Raw genomic sequence first — 2,129 nt, 5'->3', positions numbered from 1 at the left:
CAGCACCGACCGAGGCCCAACCCGCCGGAACGGAGGTCGCCTGAAACTCACCGATCCACAGGATTTGACAATTCCTCCAGGAACTCGCCAAACAGGCTAGTGGGAAAATCATCCCAGGCCGCGCCGGTGTGTTCGAGCACCGTCCACCACGCCGATAGCCCGTATGCGTAGGCACGCACCGTATTTGGAGACGCGCCCTGATCTGCGAGGAACCGCAAGTACTCTCGGGCAGGTGCAACGGGTAGCCGATCGGCGCCGACCACCGTGTAGGTATCAGGCCGGTCCGGGAAACACAGCCGCTGCACCCGCGCCACGTTCAGCAGCCTCTCGCGCCGTTCATGGAGTTTTACCGCGACGGAAATCGTCGAGGCGGACCACTTGATGCCGCTCTTCCGGGGCTGATCCGCTAGCACCGCGCATCCCGACGGCAGCCATCGGGCGCCTGTCAGATGCAGGTGAAGGCCGTTGCGTAGCCAGGAACCATTCGAGCAGATCCGATGGAAATATCATTGACTCGCGTGCGGCCAGCATCGGCACCGAGGCATCCCCGTAGCAGCGTTCCACCCACTTGCGCAGCAGCCTGGGCCGCTCGGGGTCACGTTCGTTCCATCCGGGTTCCGTCATACCCCAGGTATGCCCAGTCTCAGGATTGATCCGTGAATACAGTTGTGTGGTAAGCATTTTTGCGCGATCAGCGTCGATCAATCCCGAGTCACGCATGTGCATGATCAGCGAACCCAACGACAAGCCCCACTTGTCCTTGAGCGGTTTGAGGTTCAACAGTGACATCACCTGTGGCAACTCCGGCGCCAGCGCGGCGACGGGCGCCAACAACTCGGTGGCGAACCGGTTGGCCTCCAACTCCTCGCCCGAGTTCACCGAGCAGTGCCCACGGCTGTGCAACACCAAATGCCCCAACTCATGGGCAACGGTGAATCGGGTCCGTTCCCACGACTCGGATTCGCGCAACACTACGAGCGGGCGATCCCGGTGTCGTCCCACCCAACTCGAATAACCCAAGTGCTTCTCGTCACGCGCTCTCCCCGGTGTGGCCGCGAACTCGCTCTCCCACTCACCCGGAGTGCGCCGCCGGACGATCACCGGTGCACCCAATCGCTCAGTTTCATACATCAAATCATCCAGTGGCTCATGAGGTTCTAGCCCCATCGCCTCGCGCAGCCACCCTGCGGCCTGGACCGCGCTCGGCCGGTGATGATCCTTGCCGCAGATCGACGGGACCTTCACATGAGGCAATTTCGACCGCTCATCCAGGTCGCCGAGAAAATCGCCGGCGAGCGAAGCGAACGTCGCCAAGAAGTCCTGCTCGCCAACAGTCATCGACTTTGGCGCCCGGAAAAGCAACTCACCCGCCGATACGCGAGACTGCGGTTCCGAGCTGAAAAACCGTGCAGGAAAGCGGAACAACTCCGACAGCCCCGCAACCTCATCAACGGACAACATGATCGTCGAAGACTTCTCGATCTTCGTCTGGCGGGCATTGCTCCAGCCAACCAGGCCCACCACAGAAGTTGCCGTCATGCGCCGCAATAGCCGGGCCTGCCGGACCCGTGCACCAAAAACCTCGATCATCGTGCGCTCGATTCAACATCACCCGAGTGGGAGCCCCGCATGCACCCAGCAGTGTGCACGAGGGCTACGACGATTCCGGCGGCGCTTCGTTCAGTGTCTCCTCGGTGACGCCGTCGGCATCCGCGAAGTCCTCGTCCCGGCGCCGCTTTCCGGGCATTGCAACCTCGGTAGCCTGCGTGAACGGATCCATGGTGGGTGCCGTTTTCGCACGCTGCTCCATGATCGGTGGCGGCAGCGGAGTGCTGGCGTAGAGTACCTGAACCTTGTCGGTGAGTATGCCCGCAGCCAAGACCGCACCACCCAAGCCCAGATTGCCTGGCCACCACAGTACGTATTGCCGATACCCGGGAGGCTCCGGAATGCCATCCCCGCCGCCGATTGGGTACCCCAATTCCTCCTCGATACTCAGCTGATGCTCGCCGGGCACATACTCCACCGATTCGAGCAGGCTGCCGTCCCAGTGGGTAAGTCCCCTGGCGTGGTGGGGTTTCGGGAGGTGACGCCGGCCGGGGTGTAGGTGGCCGGGGGTGTGTCGGTAC

General features: G+C 62.5%; 2 protein-coding genes and 1 pseudogene. All 3 read right to left on the bottom strand.

The genetic code is table 11. From position 1 onward, the window contains the following. Positions 1-68: 68 nt before the first annotated feature. Positions 69-314 (bottom strand): annotated as a pseudogene (locus BST28_RS22810) (site-specific integrase); the annotation flags it as partial. 22 nt (positions 315-336) lie between these two features. Next, positions 337-1,590, bottom strand: a complete 1,254-nt coding sequence (locus BST28_RS22805; RefSeq protein WP_052741218.1) for an ImmA/IrrE family metallo-endopeptidase — start codon at positions 1,588-1,590, stop codon at positions 337-339. A 64-nt stretch (positions 1,591-1,654) separates the two neighbouring features. After that, a partial coding sequence (locus BST28_RS22800; RefSeq protein WP_207570186.1) for a hypothetical protein occupies positions 1,655-2,129 on the bottom strand: 475 nt, incomplete at its 5' end.

Source organism: Mycolicibacter kumamotonensis (assembly GCF_002086285.1).
GTDB lineage: Bacteria > Actinomycetota > Actinomycetes > Mycobacteriales > Mycobacteriaceae > Mycobacterium > Mycobacterium kumamotonense.
Note: the sequence above shows the minus strand (reverse complement) of the source record. Positions and strands in the feature narration are given on the sequence as shown.